This window comes from Pseudogemmobacter sp. W21_MBD1_M6, from assembly GCF_052119585.1.
Lineage (GTDB): Bacteria > Pseudomonadota > Alphaproteobacteria > Rhodobacterales > Rhodobacteraceae > JBGQOJ01.
On record NZ_JBGQOJ010000011.1, the window covers coordinates 1 to 24,728 of the forward strand.

The following is a 24,728-nucleotide window of genomic DNA, read 5'->3' on the forward strand; positions in this document are numbered from 1 at the left end:
GTCAGTGGTCTCCGGCCACCTTCAAACCGGTAGCGCCGAGGTGTGGAGCTGAAAACTCGTAAAAATCGAGGTGCCCTTTATAAATCTTATCCACCAAAAACTCCCTAAAAAATTACCCAGCCAAATCCCCTCGCCCCCTACCCCGCCTTCACCAACCGCTCTTTCAGCACACACCGCGGCCCGTCCTCGCGGAGCGTTCGCGTGTGCACCGTGGTCCAGTCCTGCTCGTTGAAGTCAGGGAACCATGTGTCGGCGTCGGGGACATCCAGATCGACCTCTGTGATCAACAGGCGGTGGGCCCTGGGCAGCAGCGCCTGATAGATCGCCTGCCCCCCGATGCCGTAAATCCGGCTGTAACCCGCCGCATAGCAGGCGTTGATCGCCTCATCGACGCTGCGGCAGACCGCATCGGCGGGCACATCGCCGCGGGTGACGACGCAGTTAAAGCGCCCTTTCAGCGGTTTGACAGGCAGGCTTTCCCAGGTGCGGCGCCCCATGATCAGCGCCCCTTGCGTCGTTTCGCGCCAGAACATGCGCAGGTCTTCGGGCACGTCCCACGGGATGTCGCCATTGCGGCCAATGGCGTTATTGCGGGCGCGGGCAACGATAAGTGTGATCATGATTACACCGCCACCGGGGCTTTGATCGCGGGATGGGGGTCGTAGCCCGCGAATTCGAAATCCTCGAATTTGAAGTCAAAGATCGAGTCGACCTTGCGCCCGATCCGCAGTTCGGGCAGCGGCCGCATCGGGCGTTCCAACTGGGTTGCGACCTGATCGACGTGGTTGTTGTAGATATGCGCGTCGCCGATCGAATGGATGAAATCGCCCGCCTCATACCCCGTCACATGGGCCAGCATCGCCAGCAAAAGCGCGTAAGACGCGATGTTGAACGGCACCCCCAGAAACATGTCGGCAGAGCGTTGATACAGTTGCAGGTGCAGCTTGCCCCCCAGAATGCGGACCTGCCAGAGTGTATGGCAGGGCGGCAGGGCCATCTTGTCGACATCTCCGGGGTTCCAGGCGGTCACGATCATCCGCCGGCTGTCCGGCTTTGTGCGGATCGTCTGCATCAGCTCTGCGATCTGGTCGACCTCGCCCAAAAGAAGGCGGGTGTCGGCGTCGTCGGACTTGACCACGTCAACCTTCGGGAAATGCCGCCACTGGTGCCCGTAGACCGGACCAAGATCGCCGTTTTCATCGGCCCATTCGTCCCAGATCCGCACACCGTTGTCCTTGAGGTATCTGATGTTCGTATCGCCCGACAGAAACCACAAAAGTTCGTGCACGATGGACTTCAGATGCAGCTTCTTTGTGGTGACCAGCGGGAAGCCGTCGGCCAGCGAATAGCGGCACTGCAACCCGAAATACGAAATCGTCCCGGTGCCTGTCCGATCCGTCGAGGGCACCCCCAGGTCGCGCACCGTCTTCAGGGCGTTCAAGTATTGTTGCATCGGATCCTCCCGTTGGCTGACCAAACGCCGACAGATCCGGCGCATGGAATCAGTGTGTTTTTCATGGTTTATCCGCGCGGACCAAGACTGCAAGGCACAATGGCGCGGCACGCCGCCAAGCCCGCGACATCCGGCGGCCAGAATACAAAGCGGCGCGGGCGCAACGGTTGCGATCAAATCCCGTCAAAAATTCGTGAATTGTTGACTTTTCGCGGGGGCGCGTTCAGCGTGACCGTCAAATCGACAAAAAAAGAATTGAGCAGCCATGTCCAGATTTCTCGCAGCCTTGCCGCTGACCGTTTTTCTTGCCGCATGCGGCGGGGGATCGAACCCGTTGAACGGGAATGACGTGGCGGCAGGGACGGGAACGACGACCCCGACAGCCCCGGCAACCGGGCTGGACCTGCCGCCGGGCACGATTGCGCCGACACCATCGTCGGCCATTGAACGCTACGAAGCAAAGGACGGAAATGGCAATGGCTACGCCCAGTCCGTCAGCTATGATGCCGTCTCTGACAGATTCCTGGTCGACAACCTGGCCTTCGACGGTGAAAATGCCTATCCCGAAACAACGACCGCGTTGGTGCAAACACTCGCGTCGCCATTCAAGGTTTATGAAAATGAGCAGACGGTCGTCGACGATGTAAACGGGCAACCAATAACTCAGTTCGTCAACCGCGCAATCTACGGAAAAAGCACCAGTGGCAGTGTAGAGTTCGCCATCGTGCGAACAGGCAGCTACGTCGGCTACGGCTTTGGCGGTTTCGTGTACCGACGCGCGGATAACAGCGGGGTGACTTTGCCGCTGCCCACGACTGGCCAAGCCAAATTCACGGGAAACTACGCCGCTGTGCGCGACTTCAACGGGCGTTCCGATCTGGAATACGCGACAGGAGACGTGAATATTGATATCGATCTGGCTGACTTCAACGAGGGCGACGGAGTGAAAGGATACGTGACCAATCGTAAGGTCTATGATCTGGCAGGAAATGACATCACGGCAAGTATCATTATCGGTATCGAGACAAACCCAGTGTCTGGTGGCGGCATTGAAGATTCCGAACTGCGGGCAGCAGGTGGCAATATCCCGACATTGGTGTTCAGGGTCGGGCCCGGTGTGCTTGACACCAACGGCGAACTTGCAGGGAACATCGACAGCAGCATTTTCTCTCTGAATGGCGGCACGCAGACATTTGAAACCGGAAAATACTATGGCATCCTCTCTGGCGCGGCTCCTGACGAGTTGGTGGGCGTTATCGTCGTCGAAGGCGCTGATCTGCGTTATTCAGGCGTAACCGTCCGAGAGACCGGCGGTTTCATCGCATATCGCCAGCCTACCCCATAACAAGATGCGTATTTCCACCAATCTTGGCCTAGCCTGTCTTGTCGTGCTTTGGGCTGGAACCGCAAATGCACAGACGCTTACCCTGACCCCTGATCAGGTGCGCATGACGGCGGTCACAGCCATCGAGCAAAACCAGCCCCGCATTGCGCTGGACCTGTCCAACGCCCTGCTTCAACGCGACAGAACCGACTTTTTCGCTCTTCTGATCAACAGCCGCGCGGCGCGCAACCTGGGGTTGGTGGATCAGTCAAAGGCCTCTGCCCTTGCGGCCTGGCGTCTGGCCAAAACGCCGGACCAGAAATTCCAGTCGTCGCTTTTGATGGCGCAGGCCCTGTCTTCGGCCGGGGCGCGGACGCGGGCGCAGCTTTGGTTGCGGCGTGCAGTGCAGCATGCCCCCACCGATCAGGCGCGGCAGCTTGCGATCCGCGATTTCGCCTATGTCCGGTCGCGCAACCCGTGGTCCACGTCATTGTCGTTCAACATTTCGCCCACCTCGAACGTGAATAACGGCAGCGCGAACACTACGACGCGGCTGTTCGACCTGCCGTTCGAGTTCAAGCTGAGCGGTGATGCGCAGGCGCTGTCCGGCACCGAGATTTCCGCCGGCATCAGCACGACCTACAAATTCGCGGCCTCGGATTCGGGGCAGACGGCTGTCAACCTCAGGTATTTTTCGCGCGGCTACGTCTTGTCCGAAGACGCCAAGGCAAAGGCGCCCATGGCCAAGGGCAGCGATTATGCCTTCAGCACCGCGTCTGTCTCGCTGTCCCGCAGGGTCTTTGGCTCCACGCCGCAAAGCCCGCTGGACCTGTCCATCGGGGCCGGTCAGAACTGGTATGGCGGCAGCCCCTATACCCATTTCATCCAGGGCCGCGCCACGAAAACTCTGGCCCTTGCCAACAATCAAAGCCTGTCTTTCACCCTTGGCGCGGACAAACAGATCAGCGACACCAATCAACCGGATGTGCATAGCCTGTCTGCGGGCACCAGTTATGCGCGGCGTTTCAAGACCGGCGGGCGTGTGCAATTTGGTCTGGACATCGCGAACAGCACATCGGATGCGGAAAACAACAATTTCACGTTGCGCCGGGTTTCGGCGACATATCAGCTGCCCAAGCCGGTTCTGACGGCGCATATTGTCCTGTCTGCGGCCCTTCAGGCGCGTGACTTTCCGCTGTCTGCGTATTCGGCGGCAGGGCGGCAGGACACAACCATCGAAGGCGGCATCACCCTGATTTTCGACAAGGTCGACTACTACGGATTTGCCCCGACCCTAAGCCTGAACGCCTCGTCCAACCGATCGAACATCGGCCTGTACGAGACCCGTGAATACGGTGTCCGCGTCGGATTTCAATCGGCATTCTAGCGCTGCGTATTTCCTTGTTCCCCCCAAGGCCCTAGATAAGAGGGACACTGGAATGGAGCACATCATGCAGACCAAATATCTTCACACCATGGTTCGCGTTCAGGATCTGGAGAAATCCATGGCCTTTTACGAACTTCTCGGGCTGAAAGAAACCCGGCGCTGGGACAGCGAAGGCGGTCGGTTCACCAACGTTTTCATGGCCGCCCCCGGCGACGAGGATTGCCCGCTGGAACTGACCTATAACTGGGACGGCGACGCGGGCCTGCCGTCGGACAGTCGTCATTTTGGCCATCTGGCCTATGGCGTTTCCGATATTTACGCGATGTGTCGGCATCTTATGGACAATGGCGTCACGATGAACCGCCCGCCGCGCGACGGGCATATGGCGTTTGTCCGCTCTCCTGACAACATCTCGGTCGAATTGTTGCAGATGGGTGAAAAGCTGGCCCCGGCAGAACCCTGGACCAGCATGCCGAACATCGGCCATTGGTAAAGCGGCGCATCCTTGCGGCAGGGGTCATGTCCCTTGTCGCGGGTGCCGTTTGCACGGATGCCGGGGCATCCTGCCGTCAGGCGCTGGCGCTTGGGCTGGATGTGTCCGGCTCTGTCGATGCGACGGAATACCGCCTGCAACTTGACGGTTTGGCCGCCGCACTGAATGATCCTTCGGTGACAGAGGCCTTGTTTACCGCACCCGAAGTGCCAGTGCTTTTGTCGGTGTTCGAGTGGAGCGGCACCACCGACCAGCGGCTGTTGGTGGACTGGACGGCGATCGACAGCGTCGCCGCACTGTCCCGCGTGACCGCCCGCCTTCGCAGCACCCGCCGCGCCGCGATGGCCCCGGTGACAGCCCTTGGATCTGCGGCCCTATATGGCGCGACCCTGTTGCAGGGGCAACCGACCTGCTGGAAACGGACGCTTGACCTGTCAGGCGACGGGAAAGCCAATGCCGGCCCCCGCCCCCGCGATGTCAAAGGTGCCGCAGTTCTGTCCGGCACAACTGTGAATGCCCTTGTGATCGGGGCCGACAACCGAACGGCAACCGACCAAGGGCAGGGCACTATCGCAGAACTGTCCGCCTATTTCACCGCCGAGGTCATTCAGGGGCCAGACGCGTTCATCATCACCGCCCTTGGGTTTCAGGACTTTCAGGCGGCGATGACGCGCAAGCTGCGAAAAGAGCTTCAGGGGCGATCCTTCACCGAACTTACCCCGCCCCACGGCCCGACTCAGTAAATATAGCGGATCTGGTCCATCCAGTACCGCTCCATCCGGCGCAAAGAGGTGTTGATCTGGTCAATGCCGTCGGGATTCAGCACACCGCGCTGTTCCAGACCCTCGGCGTGGCTGGCAAAAAGCCCGGTGACAACGCCGCGCACATAGCGGCCTTTCTCTGTCAGCCTGACCCGCACCGACCTGCGGTCGATTTCGCATTTCTGATGGTGCATATACCCCATATCGACCAGCTTTTTCAGGTTATAGGACACATTAGACCCCTGATAATATCCACGGCTTTTCAGTTCTCCGGCAGTCACCTCGTTCTCGCCGATATTGAACAGCAACAACGCCTGAACCGCGTTGATTTCCAACACGCCGACACGCTCGAACTCGTCCTTGATCACATCCAGCAACAGCCGGTGCAGCCGTTCGACCAGCGCAAGCGCGTCCAGATAGGCCGACAAAAATCCTTGGGTCTGGGGGGCCCCCAGTTTGGTATGAACACTCATTACGCTCTCCGCCGTTCCTTGCTTTTGCAGAGATTGCGACGAAAAGCCGAACATTCGGTTAAACCGAGAAAAATACGCAGGAAAGCTGCGCTAGGCGCCGATACCCGCGTGCCGCGAGATCACCGTGATCAGGTTCAAATACTGTGGCGGGGTCGAAACCTGCCCCGTAACCCATTGATAGAGATCATGATCGTTCTCTGACAACATGGCATCATAGGTGTCCAGCGTCGTCGGATCCAGATCGGCCAGTTTGGCGTCGGCATAGGCCCCGAGAATCAAATCCATCTCTTTGATCCCGCGCCGCCATGACCGCATACGCAATTTCTTCAGCCGGTGCTCTGCCGTTTCGATCATCGGTTGGGGTCCTTCAACACTGTCCGCAGACGTTTTTCCAACAGCCCAAGGCGGTTAGCCGTCTGCGCCATCTGACTTTTCAAATTCCGCAATTCGGTCAACAACTCGGTCACTTCGGGAGCCAATGCCATCTCATCCGTAGGCCCGTCAAGCCCGTCACCCTCGCCGTTCAAAAGCCACATCATCGAGACATTCAAAAGCCCCGCCAGCATCTGCAACTTGTTCGCGCGAGGTTCTTCAAGGTCGTCCTCCCATGATCGGATCGTCTTCAGTTTGACGCCGATCCGCTTGGACAGTTCGTTCTGTGTCATGTTCATCGCGTCGCGCGCACCGGCCATCCGGTCGCCGAATGTGGCACTTTCCGCGCTATACCAGCCAGAATGGCCAGGCGTTTCCAAGTCAATGTCTGTCTCGGTTTCTGTGTCGATTTCTGTGTCGGTCATAGATACCTCCTGTGCGGATATCCCTTGAACGGGTTCCGCGACCACCCTAAGACATGAAGCCGGCACATTCAAACCGGAGTTCACCATGGCCTTCCTGTCCGCGACCCTTGACCGCGTCAAACCATCGCCCACCATTGCCGTCACAACCAAAGCGCAGGAGCTGAAGGCCGCAGGCAAGGACATTATCGGCCTTGGCGCCGGAGAGCCGGATTTCGACACCCCCGAAAACATCAAAGAGGCCGCCATTCGGGCGATCCACGAGGGCAAGACGAAATACACCGCCGTTGACGGTATTCCCGAGCTGAAAAAGGCGATCTGCGCCAAGTTCAAGCGCGACAATGCGCTGGACTATACCCCCGCGCAGGTCACCGTCGGCACCGGCGGCAAGCAGGTTCTGTATAACGCCTTCATGGCGACGCTGAACCCCGGCGACGAGGTCATCATTCCCGCCCCCTACTGGGTCAGCTACCCCGACATGGTGCTGCTGGCGGGCGGCGAACCTGTGGTGGTCGAAGGCCCGATGCAGACCGGTTACAAGATCACCGCCGACCAGCTGGAGGCGGCGATCACACCCAGGACCAAGTGGTTCCTGTTCAACTCTCCGTCGAACCCGACCGGCGCAGGCTATAGCTGGGACGAGTTGAAGGCGCTGACCGATGTCCTGATGCGCCACCCGCATGTCTGGGTGATGACAGACGATATGTACGAGCATCTTGTGTTCGACGACTTCAAATTCTGCACCCCGGCAGAGGTGGAACCGGGCCTTTACGACCGCACCCTGACCGTCAACGGTGTATCCAAGGCCTATGCTATGACCGGCTGGCGCATCGGCTATGCGGCGGGGCCGGTGGCCCTGATCAAGGCGATGGGCAAGGTCCAGTCGCAGTCAACGTCGAACCCCTGCTCGGTCAGCCAATACGCGGCGGTCGAGGCCCTGAACGGCACCCAGCACTATATCCCCGAGAATGCAAAGCTGTTCCAGCGGCGCCGCGATCTGGTTGTGTCCATGTTGAACAAGGCGCAGGGCATCGTCTGCCCGACGCCCGAAGGTGCGTTCTACGTCTACCCCTCGATTGCGGGATGCATCGGCAAGACGACTGCAGCGGGTGCAAAAATAGCGGATGACGAGGCCTTCGCGACCGCTCTTCTGGAGGAAACCGGCGTCGCCGTGGTCTTTGGCGCGGCCTTTGGCCTATCGCCCAACTTCCGCGTCAGCTACGCTACTTCTGACGAGGCCCTGACAGAGGCCTGCACCAGAATTCAGGCGTTCTGCGCCGGACTAAGCTAGGGAACCGATGTCAAGCGACCTGCCCGATTACTACTTTCGTATCCGCGAGAATGGCGCGGTGGTTTTCCGGATCGACACGGAAAACCGCCAGCGCCGCATCGACATGGATCAGATCGCCGTGATCAACATCAAAAACAACGACGTGAAACCGCAAGGCGACCGGGAACTGTCAGCAGGCGACATGGCCGCAATCCGCAGCTGGATGGCAGAGCGCACGGACCTTCTGGCGCGGCGCGATATCGACGATATCCACCGCGCGGTCGACCACATGAACCTGACCACCCAATGGGTGCAATCCAAGGCAACGGACGAGCAGCTGGAAAACGTCACCGATGCGCTTTTGCTGGCGATGCACGATCTGCGATCAGTGCTGGTCCGCAAAAAGGCAGACCGGCTGATGGACAAGACCGGGGACTGATCCGCGACGGCAGGACGGTCGCCGCCATGCGCGGATGATCATCAGCTTTGCGCCTGCGGGGCGCTCCTGCACTTCGGGCGGAATACGGCCCATTCGGCTGGCCGCCCGATTGCCGTCTTGCTTATGCCAGACTTTTGCCTGAATTTCGCGTCAAGGTTTTGGCAATACAGTCCAGGCAAATGCCCTCATAGGGCACCGAAAGGATAGCATATGACGCGCCGATTGACCTCGACACTTGCCGCGCTGGCGGTTTCTTCGCTGACCCTTGGCACTGTTGCCACGGGCGTTTTTGTTGTGACAGCCGACATGGCGGTTGCCAAAAATGACAACAACAATGGCGGCAACGGAAACGGCGGCCACAACGGCGGCGGAAATGGCAACCGTGGCGGCAATTCGGATGCCTCGAACAACGGCCATCAGGGCGGCGGCAACAGCCACGCCAATGCCAAAACCAACAAAGGCGGCCATGCCGCGTCAGGCGGTCAGGCCTCCCCGAAAATTTTCAGTGACATCGCAGCGATTTTCAGCCCGAAAAAATCATCCGCCGCAACCAAAGGCCAAACCGCAAAGGCCAAGGCGCAACAGCGCAGCGTCGTAACCGCCGTCAAAGCCTCGCCGACCCCCAGACCACGCGGCGCCTCGGGACATGGCGCGCTGGCGTCAGAGCTTAAGGGCCTGAACGCGGCCCACGCAAGCGCCACGGCCCGCGCGAACGCCGCGCCCAACAGTCAGGTTGGCCGGATCGAGACCTATCGCGCGTTGCTGGATCAGGCCACGCTTTCTCAGGACGAATTGATCGCAGCCGAAGACGCACTGCTTGCCCTGCAGAGCGGCTACGACGGGCGGACCACTGCCGAGATCAATGACGATATTGCGAAACTGGACCCTTTGGCCATCGAGAACGAAGACGCCCTTTTGGCGCTGAATGACGAGCTGGCGCTTGCTGAAACCTTCGAGATGGACAGCAAAATGCTTGAGGGGCAGATTGAAACGTTGAAAGACGCGGAAACGACGGCAGAAACAGATCAGGCGGATGCCCTGTTGGCCGCATCCAATGGTCGCGCGCTTTCGCCCGAGGCTTTGGCCGAACTGCACCGCCTTCTGGATCTGCCCACCCTCGCAACGGACGTTTCGGTCGCTGAGGAAGAACCGGTTTACGACGTCGATGTCGCAACCGGAGAGAGTGCCACAGTTGAATTGACGACTACGGAATAAGGCCAGCGCGCGGCACCATAACCGCCGCGCGTCCCTTGCCGGTCCAGAACCGTACCATCAGCAACACCGCGGCCAGAACCAGCCCGATAACCAGACCCAGCCATATTCCCGGCCCGCCCAGACCAAAGGTGAACCCAAGCACATAGCTGGCCGGCACCCCAACCAGCCAATAGCTGCATGCGGCGATCACCAGAGGCACGCGCGTATCCTGCACCCCGCGCAACAGACCCAAGGCCATGACCTGCGCCCCGTCGGCAAGCTGGAACAACGCGGCGACCGCCAGCAGCGACACGCCGATGGCGATGATTTGTGGGCGGGCGGGATCGGTCTCGTTCAGAAACGCGCCGATCAGCACCTCTGGTATGCCCAGAAACAACAGGATCGTCAGGCAGGCAACGCCGACGGACAGCGCAATGGCAATCACCCCGCCCCGCCGCAGCCCCGTCTGGTCACCCGCGCCAAAGGCCCGCCCCGCCCGCACCGTTGCCGCGTTCGACAGGCCCAGATGCACCATGAAGGTGGCCGATGCGATTTCCAGCGCGATGCCATGCGCCGCCAGTTCCCTTGTGCCGATCCATCCCATCATCAGGGCCGATGCGGCGAACAGGGCGGATTCGGCCAGATTGGTCAGCCCGATCGGCCAGCCAAGACGAAAGACATCTGCAAAGGCGCCCCAATCGGGCCGCCAGAAGCGGATGAACAACGTATAGCGGCGCAGCGAGGGCAGCAGGGCCGAATAGGCCAGAATGATCACCAACGACAGAAGCTGCGTGCCGATCGTGGCGATCGCCGCCCCGCGCACACCCAGTTCCGGCGCGCCCCAGTTGCCGAAGATCAGCATCCAGTTCAGGCCCGCATTCAGGACCACGCTGGCAATCGTCGCCCAAAGAACGACCTGCGTCCGTTCCAGCGCGGCCAGATAGCTTTTCATCACCATCGCCAGAAGCGCCGGCAAAATCCCGAAGCCCGCAATGCGAAGGTAATCCTGTGTGATCGCGGCGATGTCGGGGTTCTGCCCCAAAACCACCAGCAAAGACCCCGAATACCAGAACAGCGGCAGCACCAGCACTCCGTAAATCAACGACAGCCAGATCCCCATGCGCGTCACGCGACGCACCTGAACGTCGTCGTCGGCACCGGCTGCGGTCGCGACCATCGGCATGACGGCCAGTGCGAAACCGGACCCCATGATGAAGATCACAAAAAAGCTCGACGCGCCCAGAACGACGGCTGCGAGTTCTGCAATGCCATACCAGCCCAGCATGATCGTGTCAGTCACATGCACCGCGAATTGCGCGACATGGCTGCCGACCAGCGGCAGACCCAAGGCCAGCGTCGCGCGGGCGTGGCCTTTATATGTCATGGGCGTGCTCATCCATCCCGATTAGGGCAGTTGGACGCATGCGGCAAGTGGTGGCAGCAGCGGTTTTGATCAACCGGTCAAGTATTGTGGCGCGGCACCCGCCTTCGGCGAGGATATTTTTCCAAGAAGAGGCAGTAGGGGGTTAGTCCCGTCGCGGGTCCTGCACGACATTGCGCCAGCTGTGCTGCTCCCTGAACCCCAGCATCTCGCGGATTTTGCGATTGGAAAAAAGCGCCTCGTGCGGGGCAAGGTCTCGCGACAACGGGACATCGGGAAAGAAGTCCGCCAGAATGTCCGCGTTGGGCATGTTCACCGAATTCTCGTCATTGCCGGCATTGAACATCTGGAATCCCAGACCGTCGGTTTTCAGGCAAAGATCAACGATCTGGCCCAGATCGCGCGCATCTATGTAGCAAAAGACATTGCGCCTGCGTTGTGCCGGATTGGCAAAGAAATCGGGAAAGCGGTCGTACTCATGCGGTTCGATCACATTGCCGATCCGCAAGCCGTAGATGTCGAAGCCGGACCGCCGCTGGAACGCGCGCGCCGTCTTTTCGTTGACCACCTTGGACAGGCCGTAGCTATCCATCGGGTCCACATCGTAGTCCTCCTCCAAGGGCAGTACATGCGGGTCGATCACGCCATCGGCGAAACAGACGCCATAGGTCGTCTCGGACGAGGCAAAGACCACCTTGCGGATGCCCAGCTTTACCGCAGCCTCGATCACGTTGTAGGTGCCGATGGTATTGACGCGGAAGGTTTCATTGTCGGGACAGATCAGGATACGCGGCACGGCGGCGAAATGCACAACGGCATCGAACGCCGGCACGCCGGTGCCCGCCTCCAGCTCGTCGAACCCCGCGTAGGAGGTCAACGCGTTGAACATCTGCCCGCTGTCGGTGATGTCGGCCGTCAGGTTATCGACGCCATCCAGCGCAAGCGGCACCAGATCGACGTTCAGAACGCGGTGCCCCTGCGCCAGAAGATAGGCAACCACATGCCGCCCCGCCTTGCCGCTGCCGCCGGTGAATAGAATGCGCATTGCCCTGTCTCCCTGATGCCTGTGCCGTGGCCCACTATATCGCGCGACGGCAAAGTGCTTCAAGCCGACTTTGCCCATTGCACCATGTGGCCCTGAATGGTCTAATCACAGGCCAGCAAAACCAACAAAAATATCGAGCACCACCCATGTCCGACGATCTTTTGAACGGCACCGCGCCAGAGACCTATGACGCCTCCTCTATCGAGGTGCTTGAGGGGCTTGAACCCGTACGCAAACGCCCCGGCATGTATATCGGCGGCACGGATGAACGCGCGCTGCACCATCTGGTGGCAGAGGTGCTGGACAACTCTATGGACGAGGCCGTGGCCGGGCACGCCAACCGGATCGAGGTCGAGGTCAACGCCGATTACAGCGTGACAATCCGCGACAACGGGCGCGGTATTCCGATTGACCCGCATCCGAAGTTCCCCGGCAAATCCGCGCTGGAGGTGATCCTGTGCACCCTGCATTCGGGTGGCAAGTTCGGCGGCAAGGCCTACGAGACATCTGGTGGCCTGCACGGTGTCGGCATCAGCGTCGTCAACGCATTGTCCGATCATGTTCGCGTCGAAGTGGCGCGCAACAAGGAACTGTTCGTGCAGGAGTTCTCGCGCGGCATCCCGCAAGGGCCGGTGCGGGCGGCGGGTGCGGCCCCGAACCGGCGCGGCACCAGCGTCACCTTCCACCCCGATGCGCAGATCTTCGGTGCGCTGAAATTCAAACCGGCGCGGCTGATCAAGATGGTCCGGTCCAAGGCCTATCTGTTCTCGGGCGTCGAAATCCGCTGGAAAACCGCGATCGACGATGGCGAAACGCCGCTGACCGCGACCTTTCATTTTCCCGGTGGCCTTGCCGATTATCTGGGCGAGCAGCTGGAGAAATCCGTGACCTACGCCGACCGCCCCTTTGCGGGAAAGGTCGGGTTTTCCGAGAAATTCGGGCCGCAAACGGTGGGGTCTGTCGAATGGGCAATCAACTGGACCCCGTCGCGCGACGGGTTCATCCAGTCCTATTGTAACACCGTCCCGACGCCAGAGGGCGGCACACACGAATCCGGCTTTTGGGCGGCGATCCTGAAAGGCATCCGCGCTTACGGCGAACGGGTCAACAACCGCAAGGCCAAGGACATCACCCGCGAGGATATGATGGCGGGCGGCTGTGCGGTGATCTCGGTCTTTATCCGCGAGCCGCAATTCGTCGGCCAGACCAAGGACCGCCTTGCCACCGAGGAAGCCGCGCGTCTGGTGGAAAACTCTGTTCGCGACCATTTTGACAACTGGCTTGCGGCGGATACGAAATCCGCTGGCGCCATCCTTGATTTTCTGGTCCTGCGGGCCGAGGAGCGGATGCGCCGCCGCGCCGAAAAGGAAACCCAGCGCAAGACCGCGACCAAGAAACTGCGCCTGCCGGGCAAGCTGACCGATTGCTCCAATTCCAACCGCGAGGGCACGGAGCTGTTCATCGTCGAGGGCGACTCGGCTGGTGGATCGGCGAAAATGGCCCGCGACCGCAAGACACAGGCCCTGCTGCCATTGCGCGGCAAGATCCTGAACGTGCTGGGCGCGGCCTCGAACAAGATGTCGGGCAACGCCGAGATCAACGACCTGTGCATGGCGCTTGGCGTCAACATGGGGACCAAGTTCAACGTCGAGGACCTGCGCTATGACAAGGTCATCATCATGACCGACGCCGACGTCGACGGGGCGCATATCGCGGCGCTGTTGATGACGTTCTTCTTCACCCAGATGCGCCCGATGATCGACCGCGGGCATCTGTATCTGGCCTGCCCGCCGCTGTTCCGCCTGACGCAGGGGGCCAAACGGGTCTATTGCGTGGACGAGCCGGAAAAGATCCGGATGATGGAAAAAGGTCTGGGCGGCAAAGGCAAAATCGACGTGTCGCGCTTCAAGGGTCTGGGCGAGATGGACGCGAAGGATCTGAAAGACACGACGATGAACCCCGAAACCCGCAAGCTGATCCGCGTCACGATCGACGAGGACGAACCGGGCGAAACCGGTGACCTGGTAGAGCGTCTGATGGGCAAACGCCCCGAGATGCGGTTCCAGTATATCAGCGAGAACGCCCAGTTCGTCGAAGAACTGGATGTGTAAGGCTGCGGATCGGCGTGGGCCTGATCGTTCTGGCCGCGCCTATTCCTGAAGGCCCTGCAAATAGTAGACCAGCGACAAGATCCGCCCCTGCACGATGTGTTCCGCGTCGCTGCCATAGATCGACGAGCGGTCCTCCAGCGCGTCTTCTTTGAAATATTCGCCCCAGACCGGCATTTCCGATCGGCCATGACCCGCAATCTCGCGGCGACCGTTGATCGCCTGATAGACCTCTGAAAACGGGAACGCGCCGTTGTTTTCTTTTGCCAGAAGGGTCAGATCCTTGGGCTTTATCGCGAACAACTCTCCCACCAGACCACCGCCTTTGGCATCGTCACCATGGCACACAGCGCAGCGGGCCTGAAACTCAGCGCGGCCAAGGGTGGATTCCTGTGCCGAAGCGGCAGATGCCAGAAACATTACCCCCCCGATGGTTAGTGAAATCAATGGAATACGGCGTGTCATGGCAATCTCCCTGAATGGATGAACATGCCGTCAATGTGCCGGTTATGTGGAAAAATGCCTTGACTAAACGCAACGCAGGCCAAACCTCGAGATGCACTGGCGCGGGTGCGCGAACGGGTGTTATTCCTGAAGCGTTTCCAGAAAAGCCGCGATTGCCACGATACGTTTCGGCGTCGGTGTGTAGATCCCCTCGCCTGTGGGAACCAACACCAGATCCCCCTCGCCCAGATCGGTCCCGAACTCTGGCATCAGGCTCGCGTGGTTGCCGCGGCGGGTGTATCCGTCAACCACCGACATCACATAGACCTTCGGAAATGTGCCGCCATTGCGTGCCGACAATGTGCTCAGGTCCGGTGGCAGCTTGCCAATCTCGCCCGCCAACGGCCCGTCGCCCTTGCCCGCAGGCCCGTGACAGGCCGCGCATGTATCGGCATAGGTCGTGCGCCCCACCTCGACCGGCGGCACGCAACCCGCAAGTGTCAAAGCGGTCAGGATCGCCCCCAGTTTACGCATGAATCGTGTCTCCCCTTCTGTGTCCACTGCACTCCACCATGCCCGCAAACCCGGCGCATTGATCCATGTCAGGCCCGCGCCCGCAACCGCAGCACCCTAGACCAGCCGCCCGTCTTCCATCCGCAATATCCGGTCCATACGACCGGCAAGATCCAGATTATGGGTTGCGATCAGTGCCGCCAGCCCCGTGCCCCGCACCAGATCCAGCAGGGCCGCGAACACCTGATCCGATGTGGCGGGATCAAGGTTCCCCGTCGGCTCGTCCGCCAGCAAAAGACGCGGGCTATTGGCCAATGCCCGGCAAAACGCCACCCTTTGCTGCTCTCCGCCCGACAAGGCGGCGGGGCGGTGATGCGCCCGATGCTGCACGCCGACACGGGTCAACAGATCCATCGCGCGCGCCTCGGCCTGCGCCTGCGGAACGGCATTGGCCAGCTGCGGCAGCACGATGTTTTCCAGTGCCGAAAATTCGGGCAGCAGATGGTGGAACTGATAGATGAACCCCACCTCGGCGCGGCGCACCTCTGTCCGCTTGGCGTCGCGGCGATGGGTCATATCGGCACCCCCGATTCGCACCAGCCCCGCGTCGGGCGTATCCAGCAACCCCGCAATATGCAAAAGCGTCGATTTGCCCGCACCCGACGGGGCCACCAGCGCAACAATCTCTCCCGGCTGCACGACCAATGACGCGCCGCGCAACACGATCACCTCGGCGGGCGTGCCTTCGTTATAGGCCTTCTCGACCCCGTCCAGAACCAGCGCAGGATCACTCATACCGCAACGCCTCTACCGGGTTCATCCGCGCCGCGCGCCGCGCCGGAAAGATCGTCACGATGAACGACAACCCCAGCGACAGGGCCACAGCGGACAGAACGTCGTTCACCTGCAACTTGGCCGGCAAGGCATAAATCCCGCGAATGGACGGGTCCCAGACACCGCCGCCCGACACATAGTTCACCAGCGAAAAGACCTGATCGATGTAGACGGCAAAAAGACACCCCAAAGCAACGCCCATGGCCGTTCCGATCAAGCCGGTAGAGGCACCGCAAATGAAGAACACCCGCAGAACCGACCCTTCGGTCAAACCCATCGTTCGCAAGATTCCGATATCGCGCCCCTTGTTCTTGACCAGCATGATCAACCCCGAAATGATGTTCATCGCGGCGATCAGCACCAGAATGGACAGGATCACGAACATCACGTTGTCCTCGATGTCCAGCGCCCGCAGAAACGCCCCCGACGCGTCCTGCCATGTCCAGACCAGCGCACGATCCCCCGCCGCCGCGATCAAGGCGCCAGACAGGCTGTCGACGGTTTCGGGATGCTCGACCATCACTTCCAACTCGTCCGCGACACCCTCGCGGTTGAAATAACTCTGCGCCTCTGTGAAAGGCATGTAGATCCGCGTGCGGTCGATATCATAGCGACCGGCGCTGAAAATATAGACCACGTCGTAGCTCTTGACCCGTGGCGTGGTGCCGAACGGCCCCTTGACCCCGTCGGGCGAGATCAGCTTGATCCGGTCGCCCAGCCCCAACCCCAGTTCGGACGCGACACCTGATCCGATGGCGACGCCTTGATCGAACCGCCCGATATCGCCCTGCCCGGTTTCGGGATCGGCAATCCGCGGGATGCCCTTCAGATCGGACAGCGTAATCCCGAACACCTGAACGCCCGCATTACTGCTGTTGGCGTTGGCCATCACCTGCCCCTTGATCAAGGGCGCCACGCGCGTCACCCCGGCAACGTCGCGCACACGCGCGGCGACATCGGTATAGTCAGGCATCACACGGGTCGTCTGGCCGCCCTCGTTCACATACGTCGCATTGTAAACGGTCACATGGGCGTTCGACCCTACGATCGTGTCAATGAACTCGGCCCGGAACCCCGACCGGACGGCCAAAGTCGCGATCAACGCAAAGACCGCCAATGTAATGCCGATAAGCGAAATCCAGGTCATCACACTGACCCCGCCCTCGGCCCGTCTGGCCCTGAGGTAGCGCCAGGCGATCATCCACTCGAATCGCGCGAAAGGGGCGGTTCTACCAGCCAAATATCTGCTCCTTGTTGTTATGGGCGACGATGGGCTGTTCAAAGGCAAGGGTCAAGCCGCCACGCCGGATGCGCTTCGCGCGAGAGTATTTTGACCGAGAAGAACATCCAGTCTCTTCTTGGAAAAATATCCTCGCGCGAAGCGCAAAACCGCACGAAGTGCTTATAAGAATGGCGCGGCACGCGCCTCCTTTGGATCAGATACCGGCATAGATTTCGGCCACTTTGGCCACCGCCATCGCGGGCGTCATCTCTACGCTTTCGCCGGTGCGTCGCGAGGTCAACTCGACAACGCCGTTCTTCAGCCCGCGCGGGCCGACGGTGATGCGCCATGGCAGACCGATCAGGTCCATCGTTGCGAACTTTGCACCTGCCCGCTCGTCGCGGTCATCATACAAGGGCTCCAGCCCCAGTGCGGTCAGCGACTGGTAAAGCGCCAGACAGGCGGCGTCCGCCTCATCGTCGCCCTGACGCAGGTTCACGATACCGCAATGGAACGGCGTGACGCCTTCGGGCCAGATGATGCCCTTGTCGTCGTGGCTTGCCTCGATGATCGCGCCCAGCAGGCGGCTGACACCAATCCCGTGCGACCCCATGTGCACCGGCGTTTTCTCTCCCGAAGGCGTGACCACTGTTGCACCCATCGGGTCCGAATACTTGGTGCCGAAATAGAAGATCTGCCCGACCTCGATCCCGCGCGACGTCTTGCGGCGCTCTTCGGGGATTGCATCGAACAAGGCGGCGTCGTGGGTTTCGTCTGTCCGCGCATAGGGCGTGGTCCATTCGGTCACGATCTCGGCGCAGGCCTCGCGGTTGTCGTAATCCACCGAACGGCCGCCGAAATTCAGATCAAGGATCGCGCTGTCATAAAAGACCTCGCTTTCGCCGGTATCGGCCAGCACCAGAAATTCATGCGTGTCCTCGCCGCCGATCGGGCCGCTGTCGGCGCGCATCGGGATCGCCTTCAGGCCCATCCGTTCGTAGGTGCGCAGATAGCTGACCATGTGACGGTTGTAAGCGTGGATCGCCGCGTCTTTGTCGATGTCGAAGTTGTAGCCGTCCTTCATCAGGAACTCGCGCCCCCGCATCACCCCAAAGCGCGGGCGCATCTCGTCGCGGAATTTCCACTGGATATGATAGAGCGTCAGCGGCAGATCTTTGTAGCTGCTGACATTCGAGCGGAAAATATCGGTGATCATCTCTTCGTTCGTGGGACCATAAAGCAGGTCGCGACCGCCGCGATCCTTGATCCTCAGCATCTCGTCGCCGTAATCGTCGTAACGGCCGCTTTCACGCCACAGGTCCGCCGGTTGCAGCGTCGGCATCAGCAACGGAATATGCCCCGCGCGGGCCTGTTCCTCGTGGACGATCTGCTCGATCCGCTTCAGCACCTTGTAGCCCAGCGGCAACCAGGAATAGATGCCCGCCGCCTGCTGCTTGATCATGCCGGCGCGCAACATATATCGGTGGCTGACAATCTGCGCCTCGGATGGCGTTTCTTTGAGAACTGGCAGGAAATATCGGCTGAGGCGCATGGGGGTGCTCTTTGCTCTGGAATGCTTTCGCGCCCCGTCTAAGCCATCGCAACGGGTCAGGCAAGCGGGCGGGATGATCGCGCAAATCTAGCAGAGCCCTTGCAAGATTGCGCCCCTTGGGCGAAGAACATTCTGGGATAAGGAAAATCGGCATGGGATTACCCGTCAGACAGCAAGTCACCTATTGGGGGATCGCCACACTGGCCTTCCTTTTGACGATGTGGTTTCTGGGCAATGTGATCCTGCCCTTTGTGCTGGGCGGTGCCATCGCCTATTGCCTTGACCCGATCGCCGACCGGATAGAGCGTCTGGGCACCAGCCGTGCCGTGGCCACCGTGATCATCACCCTTCTGGCGTTTATCCTGTTCATCCTTCTGGCGCTTCTGGTCATTCCGACGCTGATCCAGCAAACCACCGCCCTGATCGGTGCGGCACCGGACCTGTTCCAGAGCCTTCAGGCCTTTTTGACAGAGCGGTTCCCATCGCTGATGGATTCCAGCAGCACTGTGCGGCAATCGCTGCAAAGCATCGGCACCGCGATTGAATCGCGGGGCGCCGAGGTGCTGAACGGCCTTGTGTCGTCGGCAATGAGCCTGCTGAACATCGTTGTCCTGCTGGTGATCGTGCCTGTGGTGGCGTTCTATCTGCTGCTCGACTGGGATAACATGGTGGCCAAGGTCGACGACCTTTTGCCGCGCGACCATGCCCCTGTAATTCGCAGTCTTGCCAAGCAGATCGACCGGACGCTGGCCGCGTTCATCCGTGGGCAGGGCACGGTTTGCGTGATCCTTGGCACCTATTACGCCGCAGCACTGATGCTGGCGGGGCTGCAATTCGGCGCGGTTGTGGGGGCTATCGCCGGTCTTATCTCGTTCATTCCCTATGTCGGCGCTGTGGTTGGCGGCGGTCTGGCGCTGGCGCTGGCGGTGTTCCAGTTCTGGGGCGACTGGGTCATGCTGGCGGTCATCGGCGGCATTTTCATCGCGGGCCAGATGGTCGAGGGCAACATCCTGACCCCGAAACTGGTCGGCGGCAGCGTTGGCCTGCACCCGGTCTGGCTGATCTTTGCCTTGTCGGTGTTCGGGGCGCTGTTCGGGTTTGTCGGCATGCTGGTCGCCGTTCCCGTCGCGGCATCGCTGGGCGTCATCGCCCGCTTTGCCGTGGCCGAATACAAGAACGGTTTGCTGTACCGCGGTCTTGAAGGTGGAAAGACCAAGTAACCCATGCCGCAACAACTGACATTCGACCTGCCAGGCAGAGCCGCACTGGGGCGCGATGATTTCTATGTCTCGCCCGCCAACGCGGTTGCCGTGGCCACCGTCACGGACTGGGCGCATTGGCCGAACGGCAAGCTGGTGCTTGCGGGCCAGACCGGATCGGGCAAGACCCACCTTGCCCATGTCTGGGCGGTCGAGGCAGCGGCCACCGTCGTGCCCGCCCGCGACCTGACGCTGGACCGCGTCGACACCCTTGCCGCACAATCACATGTGGTGATCGAGGACGTGCCGCTGATCGCGGGGCAGGCAGAGCCGGAACAGGCGCTGTTTCACCTGCACAATCTGTTGCAGGCCGGCGGCGGCGCACTTTTGTTGACCGGCACCGACGCCCCCACGCGCTGGCGCCTTGCGCTGCCCGATCTGGCCAGCCGGATGCAGGGCACCTCTGTCGTCACGCTTGATCCGCCCGATGATGCGCTGTTGGCGGCTGTGCTGCTGAAGCTGTTCTCGGACCGTCAGCTTGCCGTGTCCCCCGCGTTGATCGGCTACTTGTTGCGGCGTATGGAACGGTCGTTTGCTGCGGCACAAACCATCGTGCAGACACTGGACCAGCGCGCCCTGCGAGAGGGCCGCGCCATCGGTCAATCCATGGCGGCAGAGGTGCTGGACAATCTTGAACGCGGAGACGCATAGTTGTCATGTAATTGTCACACATTGTGTGGATACCCGCCCCATGACCAAAGCTGATTTCCTTGTGGCGCCGTTCGACGCGCCAACCGACCTTCCCGAAGCGGATTTTGCCGGACCAAAGCGGTTTTTCAACCGTGAACTGTCGTGGCTTGCCTTTAACTGGCGTGTGCTGGAAGAGGCGGAAAACCCGCGTGTACCGCTGCTGGAACGCCTGCGGTTCCTGTCGATTTCGGCGACCAACCTTGATGAGTTCTACACCGTGCGCGTCGCGGGCCTGCGAGAGCTGGACCATGCTGGCAACACTACCCCCGCGGCAGACGGCCTGACCCCGACAGAGCAGCTTGTGCTGATCAACGCCGATGCGCGCAAACTGTTGCTGGCGCAGCAGACCGCGTGGAACACCATCCGTGCCGAGATGGAGGAAAAGGGAATCACCCTGCTGACGCGCGGCGATCTTGACGACGAGGACCGGGTTTTTCTGGAAGTCGTGTTCATGAACAACGTCTTTCCCGTGTTGTCGCCGCTTGCCGTCGATCCGGCGCACCCGTTTCCGTTCATTCCGAATGCGGGCTACTCGCTTGCCCTGCATCTGGAACGCACCGCAGACAAGCGGCCCTTGCAGGCGCTTTTGCCGATCCCCCAGCAGATCGACCGTTATGTCGAACTGCCGCCACGGAACGGAAAACAGCGGTTCCTGCCGCTGGAAGAGTTGCTGCTACTGCACCTTGTGCAACTGTTCCCCGGCTACAAGATGAAGGGCAATTGCGCCTTCCGCGTGTTGCGCGACAGCGATCTGGAGGTCGAGGACGAGGCCGAAGATCTGGTGCGCGAGTTCGAAGTGGCGCTGAAGCGTCGCCGCCGTGGCGAAGTTGTCCGCCTGACCCTGTCCGCCGATGCCCCGCCCGCGCTGCGTCAGTTGATCATGGACCGCCTGATCGTGACAGAGGACGAGGTGGTGGAACTGGGCGGAATGCTGGGCATGACCGACCTTAAAGAGCTGGTGCTGGACAACCGGCCCGACCTTCTATGGCCCGCCTTTACCCCGCGTGTGCCCGAACGGGTTCAGGACCACGACGGCGACATGTTTGCCGCGATACAGCAAAAGGACATGCTGCTGCATCACCCCTACGAGACCTTCGACATGGTGGTCCGGTTTCTGGCGCAAGCCGCGCGCGATCCAAATGTCGTCGCCATCAAGCAGACGCTGTATCGCACCAGCCGTGACAGCCCGATCGTCGAGGCCCTGTGCGAAGCCGCAGAGGCAGGCAAATCGGTGACCGCACTGGTCGAACTGAAGGCCCGCTTCGACGAGGCTGCCAACATCCGCCAGTCGCGCCGACTAGAGCGTGCGGGCGCCCATGTTGTCTATGGCTTTATGAATTACAAAACCCACGCGAAAATCAGCACTGTCGTGCGCCGCGAGGGCAAGCAACTGGTGACCTATACCCATTACGGCACCGGCAACTATCACCCGATCACAGCGCGAATCTATACCGACCTGTCGTTCTTCACCTGCGATGCCGCCCTTGGGCGCGATGCAACAAAGGTGTTCAACTATCTGTCGGGATATGCCCAGCCAGAGCGTCTGGAAAACCTGTCCATCGCGCCGATCAGCCTGAAATCCAGCCTGCTGGACAGCATCGCCCGCGAGGCGGATTTTGCCCGCAGCGGCAAGCCGGCAGAAATCTGGGCCAAGATGAATTCCGTGGTCGATCCCGATGTCATCGACGGGCTTTATGCGGCGTCACAGGCGGGGGTCAAGATCAACCTTGTGATCCGTGGCATCTGCGGGCTTCGCCCCGGCATCAAGGGCCTGTCCGAAAATATCCGCGTGAAATCCATCGTCGGGCGGTTTCTGGAACACAGCCGGATCGTCTGTTTCGGCAACGGTTACGGATTGCCGTCAAAAAAGGCGCGGGTCTATATCTCGTCTGCCGACTGGATGGGCCGCAACCTTGTGCGCCGCGTTGAAACGCTGGTTGAAATCACCAACCAGACCGTCAAGGCGCAGATTGTCAGCCAGATCATGGCGGCAAATATGGCGGACGAGGCGCAAAGCTGGGTTCTGGACGCCTTTGGCACCTATGTGCGACCCCCTGCCGCGCCCGGCGAACATCCGTTCAATTGCCACCGTTTCTTTATGGAAAACCCCTCTTTGTCGGGTCGCGGAACTGCGGGCGCGGCCGATGTGCCCGAACTGACGCACAGCAAAGATTGACGCGACCCCGCTGATCGCGGAAAAGTGGCCGCTGTGGAAGATGGAGTCGCCCCTATGGACGGAAATGCAGAAAAGCCCGCAGACGAATGGGGGCATTTCGGCAGGCCGTTGTTCGATGACCCAACTGCGCGACGATTGTCGCGGGTGGGGGTTGTCGACGTTGGGTCGAACTCTGTCCGGCTTGTGGTGTTTGACGGCGCCGCGCGGTCACCCGCCTATTTTTACAACGAAAAAATCATGTGCGCCCTTGGGGCCGGCCTGTCAGATACGGGCCGCCTGAACCCGCAGGGCCGCATCCGCGCATTGGCCGCGATCAAGCGCTTCGTCCTACTGGCCGAGGGCATGGGCATCAACCCTCTGTCCGCCGTGGCAACCGCCGCCGTCCGCGAGGCAAGCGACGGGCAGGATTTCCAGGACGACGTGCTGCGCGAAACCGGCCTGCATCTTTGGGTGATCGACGGCGAGGAAGAGGCGCGCCTGTCGGCACAGGGCGTCCTGCTGGGCTGGCCCGAAGCCAACGGCATGATCTGCGATATAGGCGGATCATCCATGGAGCTGGCAGAGATCGGCGACGGCAAGGTCGGGCGGCGCCTGACCTCGCCTCTGGGCCCGCTGAAGCTGCGCGATGTCGCGGGGGGCAAGAAGGGTCTGAAGGCGCATATCGCCAGGATCATCACCGGACTGCACGACAGGATCCCGCGCGAGCACATGCGCCTGTTCCTTGTGGGCGGGTCATGGCGGGCGATTGCGCGTCTTGACATGGAGCGGCGCGGTTATCCGCTTCTGGTGCTGCACGAATACCGGATGACGACGCGCAGTGTGATGGACACGATCAAATGGATCGCCGAAAATGACCCGGATGATCTGCGGTCGCGCACCGGCACCTCGTCCGAACGGATGGCGCTGGTGCCGCTGGCCTGCATGGTGCTGCGCCAGTTGATCCGCACCTTCAAACCCAAGGAAATCGCGATTTCCAGCTATGGAATCCGCGAGGGCATGCTGTATGAACAGATGCCCGAACGCCTGCGCCAGCGCGACCCCCTGATCGAGGCGTGCCGCTTTGCAGAGGCCAAGGATGCGCGGATGCCCGGCATGGGTAAGGCGCTGTACAGCTTTTTGTTGCCGCTTTATAAATCGGCCCGACCGGAGCGACTGCGCCTGGTCAAGGCGGCTTGCCTGCTGCACGATGTCAGCTGGCGTGCCCATCCCGACTACCGCGCCGAGGTCTGTTTTGACAACGCAACCCGCGCCAATCTGGGCGGCCTGACCCATCGGGAACGCGCGTTCATGGGTCTGGCCCTGCTGCATCGTTACAAAAACAGCCGCACAGGATCGCGGTTTGAACCCGTGGTCGCCATGCTGCCCCCCAAGGATGTGATCGATGCCGAGGTTCTGGGCAAAGCCATGCGCTTTGGCTCTATGCTGTCGCTTGACGGTCCGGGGGCATTGGCCGAACTGCGCTACTTTCCGCAGAAAAAACTGTTGCAGCTGATCCTGTCAAAAAAGGCCGAAGGCCTGTTCGGCGAAGTGGCCGTTGCGCGGTTCAACTCTCTTGCGCAATCTTTGGGCTGCGCGACAACAGTCAGGATTTCCGCCTAGATTTCGATGTCGCCTTCATCGGGCGTGACCAGTTCGGCGGGCGTCTTGCGGCGAATGATGATATCGCCATTCGGCAGGATTTCAGGGGCGTGATAGGCGTTCAAATTCCCCAGTGCGTCCTGCAATTCGCGCATCGCAGGCTCTACCTCGCCCAGAAGGCCGCGCAGCAACAGCTTTGTGCCTTCGGACAGCAGGTTCATACCCTCTTCGACATCGCCTGCGGCAGGCGGCGGCGCAGGCTGGTCCTGCGCAGTGGCGGGACCAAGGGCCAACATCAGAACGATCAAAGGCGCTGCAATCTGTTTCATCGGATCAAT

25 protein-coding genes are annotated in these 24,728 nt (G+C 60.7%); 12 read left to right on the top strand and 13 right to left on the bottom strand.

The genetic code is table 11. The features are described from left to right. Window positions 1–137 precede the first annotated feature (137 nt). Both ACEN2R_RS12160 and ACEN2R_RS12165 read right to left on the bottom strand, forming a co-directional pair. The gene (locus ACEN2R_RS12160; protein ID WP_442042534.1) at window positions 138–620 is read right to left on the bottom strand and encodes a dihydrofolate reductase; all 483 of its coding nucleotides are present in this window, start codon (window positions 618–620) and stop codon (window positions 138–140) included. Between the two features lie 2 nt (window positions 621–622). After that, window positions 623–1,453: a thymidylate synthase gene (locus ACEN2R_RS12165; protein WP_442042536.1), complete on the bottom strand. Its 831-nt coding sequence runs from the start codon at window positions 1,451–1,453 to the stop codon at window positions 623–625. Between the two features lie 334 nt (window positions 1,454–1,787). On the opposite strand from ACEN2R_RS12165, the gene ACEN2R_RS12170 reads away from it, so the two are divergent. From ACEN2R_RS12170 to ACEN2R_RS12185, 4 genes are all read left to right on the top strand, one after another. After that, entirely contained in the window at window positions 1,788–2,798 is a 1,011-nt protein-coding gene (locus ACEN2R_RS12170; protein WP_442042538.1) for a hypothetical protein, read from the top strand. A 4-nt stretch (window positions 2,799–2,802) separates the two neighbouring features. Continuing rightward, the gene (locus ACEN2R_RS12175) at window positions 2,803–4,164 is read left to right on the top strand and encodes a surface lipoprotein assembly modifier (RefSeq protein ID WP_442042540.1); all 1,362 of its coding nucleotides are present in this window, start codon (window positions 2,803–2,805) and stop codon (window positions 4,162–4,164) included. 64 nt (window positions 4,165–4,228) lie between these two features. Further along, window positions 4,229–4,657, top strand: a complete 429-nt coding sequence (locus tag ACEN2R_RS12180) for a VOC family protein (protein ID WP_442042542.1) — start codon at window positions 4,229–4,231, stop codon at window positions 4,655–4,657. Window positions 4,658–4,683: 26 nt separating this feature from the next. Further along, window positions 4,684–5,400: a DUF1194 domain-containing protein gene (locus tag ACEN2R_RS12185; RefSeq protein WP_442042544.1), complete on the top strand. Its 717-nt coding sequence runs from the start codon at window positions 4,684–4,686 to the stop codon at window positions 5,398–5,400. Here the strand turns inward: ACEN2R_RS12185 and ACEN2R_RS12190 are convergent. From ACEN2R_RS12190 to ACEN2R_RS12200, 3 genes are all read right to left on the bottom strand, one after another. Further along, window positions 5,394–5,891 carry a MarR family winged helix-turn-helix transcriptional regulator gene (locus ACEN2R_RS12190; protein ID WP_442042546.1) on the bottom strand — a complete coding sequence of 166 codons (498 nt, stop codon included), beginning with the start codon at window positions 5,889–5,891 and terminating at the stop codon, window positions 5,394–5,396. The genes ACEN2R_RS12185 and ACEN2R_RS12190 overlap by 7 nt on opposite strands. Before the next feature lie 90 nt (window positions 5,892–5,981). Continuing rightward, a complete protein-coding gene (locus ACEN2R_RS12195) occupies window positions 5,982–6,245 on the bottom strand; it encodes an FAD assembly factor SdhE (protein ID WP_442042548.1) in 264 nt (87 codons plus the stop codon). Beyond that, window positions 6,242–6,688 (bottom strand): helix-turn-helix domain-containing protein, encoded by a 447-nt coding sequence (locus ACEN2R_RS12200; protein ID WP_442042550.1) that lies wholly within the window; start codon window positions 6,686–6,688, stop codon window positions 6,242–6,244. The genes ACEN2R_RS12195 and ACEN2R_RS12200 overlap by 4 nt, the downstream gene beginning before the upstream one ends. Window positions 6,689–6,773: 85 nt before the next feature. Here ACEN2R_RS12200 and ACEN2R_RS12205 point away from each other — a divergent pair, with 85 nt between their 5' ends. The 3 genes from ACEN2R_RS12205 to ACEN2R_RS12215 all read left to right on the top strand — a co-directional run bounded on the left by ACEN2R_RS12205 (window position 6,774) and on the right by ACEN2R_RS12215 (window position 9,609). Then, window positions 6,774–7,976, top strand: coding sequence for a pyridoxal phosphate-dependent aminotransferase (locus tag ACEN2R_RS12205; RefSeq protein WP_442042552.1), 1,203 nt, complete (start codon window positions 6,774–6,776; stop codon window positions 7,974–7,976). 7 nt (window positions 7,977–7,983) lie between these two features. Beyond that, on the top strand, window positions 7,984–8,394 hold the full coding sequence (locus tag ACEN2R_RS12210; protein WP_442042554.1) for a hypothetical protein: 411 nt from the start codon (window positions 7,984–7,986) through the stop codon (window positions 8,392–8,394). A gap of 210 nt (window positions 8,395–8,604) precedes the next feature. Beyond that, window positions 8,605–9,609 carry a hypothetical protein gene (locus ACEN2R_RS12215; RefSeq protein WP_442042556.1) on the top strand — a complete coding sequence of 335 codons (1,005 nt, stop codon included), beginning with the start codon at window positions 8,605–8,607 and terminating at the stop codon, window positions 9,607–9,609. On the opposite strand, the gene ACEN2R_RS12220 is transcribed toward ACEN2R_RS12215, so the two are convergent. Together ACEN2R_RS12220 and ACEN2R_RS12225 are read right to left on the bottom strand one after the other, a co-directional pair. After that, complete coding sequence (locus ACEN2R_RS12220) at window positions 9,599–10,972, bottom strand: MATE family efflux transporter (RefSeq protein ID WP_442042558.1); 1,374 nt, start codon at window positions 10,970–10,972, stop codon at window positions 9,599–9,601. The genes ACEN2R_RS12215 and ACEN2R_RS12220 overlap by 11 nt on opposite strands. A 142-nt stretch (window positions 10,973–11,114) precedes the next feature. Then, a complete protein-coding gene (locus tag ACEN2R_RS12225; protein WP_442042560.1) occupies window positions 11,115–12,014 on the bottom strand; it encodes an NAD-dependent epimerase/dehydratase family protein in 900 nt (299 codons plus the stop codon). A gap of 146 nt (window positions 12,015–12,160) precedes the next feature. Here ACEN2R_RS12225 and parE point away from each other — a divergent pair, with 146 nt between their 5' ends. Then, on the top strand, window positions 12,161–14,125 hold the full coding sequence (parE, locus tag ACEN2R_RS12230) for a DNA topoisomerase IV subunit B (protein ID WP_442042562.1): 1,965 nt from the start codon (window positions 12,161–12,163) through the stop codon (window positions 14,123–14,125). 39 nt (window positions 14,126–14,164) lie between these two features. On the opposite strand, the gene ACEN2R_RS12235 is transcribed toward parE, so the two are convergent. The 5 genes from ACEN2R_RS12235 to proS form a co-directional block, all read right to left on the bottom strand. Beyond that, a complete protein-coding gene (locus ACEN2R_RS12235) occupies window positions 14,165–14,587 on the bottom strand; it encodes a c-type cytochrome (RefSeq protein ID WP_442042564.1) in 423 nt (140 codons plus the stop codon). 120 nt (window positions 14,588–14,707) lie between these two features. Further along, on the bottom strand, window positions 14,708–15,100 hold the full coding sequence (locus tag ACEN2R_RS12240) for a c-type cytochrome (RefSeq protein WP_442042566.1): 393 nt from the start codon (window positions 15,098–15,100) through the stop codon (window positions 14,708–14,710). A gap of 96 nt (window positions 15,101–15,196) precedes the next feature. Continuing rightward, window positions 15,197–15,874, bottom strand: coding sequence for an ABC transporter ATP-binding protein (locus ACEN2R_RS12245; protein ID WP_442042568.1), 678 nt, complete (start codon window positions 15,872–15,874; stop codon window positions 15,197–15,199). After that, window positions 15,867–17,153, bottom strand: coding sequence for a lipoprotein-releasing ABC transporter permease subunit (locus ACEN2R_RS12250; RefSeq protein WP_442042570.1), 1,287 nt, complete (start codon window positions 17,151–17,153; stop codon window positions 15,867–15,869). The genes ACEN2R_RS12245 and ACEN2R_RS12250 overlap by 8 nt, the downstream gene beginning before the upstream one ends. A 196-nt stretch (window positions 17,154–17,349) precedes the next feature. Then, window positions 17,350–18,687, bottom strand: coding sequence for a proline--tRNA ligase (gene proS, locus ACEN2R_RS12255; RefSeq protein ID WP_442042572.1), 1,338 nt, complete (start codon window positions 18,685–18,687; stop codon window positions 17,350–17,352). A gap of 152 nt (window positions 18,688–18,839) precedes the next feature. Between proS and ACEN2R_RS12260 the strand changes: the two genes are divergently transcribed. The 4 genes from ACEN2R_RS12260 to ACEN2R_RS12275 are packed head-to-tail and all read left to right on the top strand — an operon-like array spanning window position 18,840 to window position 24,411. After that, window positions 18,840–19,907: an AI-2E family transporter gene (locus ACEN2R_RS12260; protein WP_442042574.1), complete on the top strand. Its 1,068-nt coding sequence runs from the start codon at window positions 18,840–18,842 to the stop codon at window positions 19,905–19,907. 3 nt (window positions 19,908–19,910) lie between these two features. After that, the gene (locus tag ACEN2R_RS12265; protein WP_442042576.1) at window positions 19,911–20,597 is read left to right on the top strand and encodes a chromosomal replication initiator DnaA; all 687 of its coding nucleotides are present in this window, start codon (window positions 19,911–19,913) and stop codon (window positions 20,595–20,597) included. Window positions 20,598–20,637: 40 nt separating this feature from the next. Continuing rightward, the gene (locus ACEN2R_RS12270) at window positions 20,638–22,812 is read left to right on the top strand and encodes an RNA degradosome polyphosphate kinase (protein ID WP_442042578.1); all 2,175 of its coding nucleotides are present in this window, start codon (window positions 20,638–20,640) and stop codon (window positions 22,810–22,812) included. A gap of 54 nt (window positions 22,813–22,866) precedes the next feature. Continuing rightward, window positions 22,867–24,411 carry a Ppx/GppA family phosphatase gene (locus tag ACEN2R_RS12275; RefSeq protein ID WP_442042580.1) on the top strand — a complete coding sequence of 515 codons (1,545 nt, stop codon included), beginning with the start codon at window positions 22,867–22,869 and terminating at the stop codon, window positions 24,409–24,411. Here ACEN2R_RS12275 and ACEN2R_RS12280 read toward each other — a convergent pair. Then, entirely contained in the window at window positions 24,408–24,719 is a 312-nt protein-coding gene (locus ACEN2R_RS12280) for an AAA+ family ATPase (protein WP_442042582.1), read from the bottom strand. The two genes, ACEN2R_RS12275 and ACEN2R_RS12280, sit on opposite strands and share 4 nt — an antisense overlap. Window positions 24,720–24,728 lie beyond the last annotated feature (9 nt).

What these genes read in the sequence shown, in the direction of transcription:
- ACEN2R_RS12225 (WP_442042560.1), bottom strand. Translation starts at nt 12,014, where the DNA reads ATGCGCATTCTATTCACCGGCGGCAGCGGCAAGGCGGGGCGGCATGTG.
- ACEN2R_RS12245 (WP_442042568.1), bottom strand. Translation starts at nt 15,874, where the DNA reads ATGAGTGATCCTGCGCTGGTTCTGGACGGGGTCGAGAAGGCCTATAAC.
- ACEN2R_RS12220 (WP_442042558.1), bottom strand. Translation starts at nt 10,972, where the DNA reads ATGACATATAAAGGCCACGCCCGCGCGACGCTGGCCTTGGGTCTGCCG.
- ACEN2R_RS12200 (WP_442042550.1), bottom strand. Translation starts at nt 6,688, where the DNA reads ATGACCGACACAGAAATCGACACAGAAACCGAGACAGACATTGACTTG.
- ACEN2R_RS12165 (WP_442042536.1), bottom strand. Translation starts at nt 1,453, where the DNA reads ATGCAACAATACTTGAACGCCCTGAAGACGGTGCGCGACCTGGGGGTG.
- parE (WP_442042562.1), top strand. Translation starts at nt 12,161, where the DNA reads ATGTCCGACGATCTTTTGAACGGCACCGCGCCAGAGACCTATGACGCC.
- ACEN2R_RS12160 (WP_442042534.1), bottom strand. Translation starts at nt 620, where the DNA reads ATGATCACACTTATCGTTGCCCGCGCCCGCAATAACGCCATTGGCCGC.
- ACEN2R_RS12180 (WP_442042542.1), top strand. Translation starts at nt 4,229, where the DNA reads ATGCAGACCAAATATCTTCACACCATGGTTCGCGTTCAGGATCTGGAG.
- ACEN2R_RS12175 (WP_442042540.1), top strand. Translation starts at nt 2,803, where the DNA reads ATGCGTATTTCCACCAATCTTGGCCTAGCCTGTCTTGTCGTGCTTTGG.
- ACEN2R_RS12270 (WP_442042578.1), top strand. Translation starts at nt 20,638, where the DNA reads ATGACCAAAGCTGATTTCCTTGTGGCGCCGTTCGACGCGCCAACCGAC.
- ACEN2R_RS12210 (WP_442042554.1), top strand. Translation starts at nt 7,984, where the DNA reads ATGTCAAGCGACCTGCCCGATTACTACTTTCGTATCCGCGAGAATGGC.
- proS (WP_442042572.1), bottom strand. Translation starts at nt 18,687, where the DNA reads ATGCGCCTCAGCCGATATTTCCTGCCAGTTCTCAAAGAAACGCCATCC.
- ACEN2R_RS12195 (WP_442042548.1), bottom strand. Translation starts at nt 6,245, where the DNA reads ATGATCGAAACGGCAGAGCACCGGCTGAAGAAATTGCGTATGCGGTCA.
- ACEN2R_RS12215 (WP_442042556.1), top strand. Translation starts at nt 8,605, where the DNA reads ATGACGCGCCGATTGACCTCGACACTTGCCGCGCTGGCGGTTTCTTCG.
- ACEN2R_RS12260 (WP_442042574.1), top strand. Translation starts at nt 18,840, where the DNA reads ATGGGATTACCCGTCAGACAGCAAGTCACCTATTGGGGGATCGCCACA.
- ACEN2R_RS12240 (WP_442042566.1), bottom strand. Translation starts at nt 15,100, where the DNA reads ATGCGTAAACTGGGGGCGATCCTGACCGCTTTGACACTTGCGGGTTGC.
- ACEN2R_RS12190 (WP_442042546.1), bottom strand. Translation starts at nt 5,891, where the DNA reads ATGAGTGTTCATACCAAACTGGGGGCCCCCCAGACCCAAGGATTTTTG.
- ACEN2R_RS12265 (WP_442042576.1), top strand. Translation starts at nt 19,911, where the DNA reads ATGCCGCAACAACTGACATTCGACCTGCCAGGCAGAGCCGCACTGGGG.
- ACEN2R_RS12280 (WP_442042582.1), bottom strand. Translation starts at nt 24,719, where the DNA reads ATGAAACAGATTGCAGCGCCTTTGATCGTTCTGATGTTGGCCCTTGGT.
- ACEN2R_RS12235 (WP_442042564.1), bottom strand. Translation starts at nt 14,587, where the DNA reads ATGACACGCCGTATTCCATTGATTTCACTAACCATCGGGGGGGTAATG.
- ACEN2R_RS12205 (WP_442042552.1), top strand. Translation starts at nt 6,774, where the DNA reads ATGGCCTTCCTGTCCGCGACCCTTGACCGCGTCAAACCATCGCCCACC.
- ACEN2R_RS12275 (WP_442042580.1), top strand. Translation starts at nt 22,867, where the DNA reads ATGGACGGAAATGCAGAAAAGCCCGCAGACGAATGGGGGCATTTCGGC.
- ACEN2R_RS12185 (WP_442042544.1), top strand. Translation starts at nt 4,684, where the DNA reads ATGTCCCTTGTCGCGGGTGCCGTTTGCACGGATGCCGGGGCATCCTGC.